Origin of the sequence: Mycobacterium sp. E136 (genome assembly GCF_001666865.1) — a bacterium.
Lineage (GTDB): Bacteria > Actinomycetota > Actinomycetes > Mycobacteriales > Mycobacteriaceae > Mycobacterium.
In genome coordinates this window covers 1-1,381 of the sequence record NZ_LZJE01000166.1, presented here as the reverse complement: position 1 = coordinate 1,381, position 1,381 = coordinate 1, and the positions used below count along the sequence as shown (strand labels likewise).

The following is a 1,381-nucleotide window of genomic DNA, read 5'->3' as shown; positions in this document are numbered from 1 at the left end:
CGTCGTGCCGATCCTGCGCGAGCGCGGGCTGTACAAGGGTGTGGCGACGACGGCCGCCCCGGCATCGATCCCGTTCATCGGCGCCACGCGATGACCCTCATCGCGTCGGTGGACGAGGCGCTTGACGTTGCGGCGAAACTGGCTGCCGAGTTCGAGGCCGAGGCTTCCGGCCGCGATGCCGACCGTCGGTTGCCGCACGACCAGGTGCTGGCGCTCAAGGAGTCGGGACTGCTGGCGGTGACGGTGCCCGCCGACTACGGCGGCATTGCCGCACCCGCAACGGTGCTGGCCGAAGTGTTCCGGCGCATCGCGCACGCCGACCCGTCGCTGGCGCAGATTCCACACTCGCACTTCGTGTTTCTGGAGGCCCTGCGACTGCAGGGTACCTATACGCAGAAGTCGTACTTCTACGACCGGGTGCGCAACGGCGCGTTGTTGGCCAATGCGCAGTCCGAGCGGGGCCCGCACACCATCGACGTGGACACGACGACGTTGGTGCGCCAGCCGTCGGGCGACTACCTGCTGTCGGGGCGCAAGTTCTACTCGACGGGTGCGTTGTTCGCCGACTGGGTGCTGGTGCGGGCGTCGCTGGCCGACGGCGGCGAGGTGCCGACGGCGCAGACGCCGAAGGCGGTCGCGTTCGTCGCGCGCGACGCCGAGGGGTTGTCGGTGGTCGACGACTGGGACGGCATGGGCCAGCGAACGACGGCGTCGGGCACGGTCACGCTCGACGATGTGGCGGTACCCGTCGAGCATGTGGTGCCGTTCTCGCCGATCTTCACCGGGCCGTCGGTCTACGGCGCACGGGCGCAGTTGTTACACAGCGCAATCGACGTCGGCATCGCGACGGGAGCGCTCGCGGCCGGTGTGCGTCAGGCCGAGCGGGCGCGGCCGCATTTCGAGGCGAATGTGGCCGCAGCGGTCGACGACCCGACGCTGATCACGGTCGCCGGCGAGCTGGCGGTGAAGGTGCGCGGCGCGCAGGCGCTACTGGTCGAGGCGGCGCGAGCGATCGACCATGCGGAGGCCAGCCTGAGCGACGAGACCGCGGCGGAGGCGTCGATCGCGGTCGCGGCGGCGAAGGTCGCTGCGGTGCGGGCGTCGCTGGACGCGTCGAATGTGCTGTTCGAATTGGGCGGTACGCGAAGCGCTTCGGCGTCGGGCAACCTGTCGCGGTACTGGCGCGACGCCCGCACACACACGCTGCACGATCCGACGCCGTGGAAGGTGCAGCACATCGGCCGCTACACCCTGACGGGCACACCCCCACCCCGCCACGGCCAGATCTAGGCCTGGCGGGCCGCGGCCCTTCATGTGGCGCGAGGGTGCGTGTTTGCACACGACACGCCGCGCATTGTCGGCACTTTGCGCACGCTCGCGG

At 70.4% G+C, this 1,381-nt stretch carries 1 protein-coding gene; it reads left to right on the top strand.

The features are described 5' to 3' along the window. Nucleotides 1-90: 90 nt before the first annotated feature. On the top strand, nucleotides 91-1,290 hold the full coding sequence (locus tag A5698_RS10855) for an SfnB family sulfur acquisition oxidoreductase (protein ID WP_068296311.1): 1,200 nt from the start codon (nucleotides 91-93) through the stop codon (nucleotides 1,288-1,290). The last annotated feature ends 91 nt before the right edge of the window (nucleotides 1,291-1,381 follow it).

Coding starts and splice junctions, on each gene's coding strand:
- A5698_RS10855 (WP_068296311.1), top strand. CDS start 91: ATGACCCTCATCGCGTCGGTGGACGAGGCGCTTGACGTTGCGGCGAAA.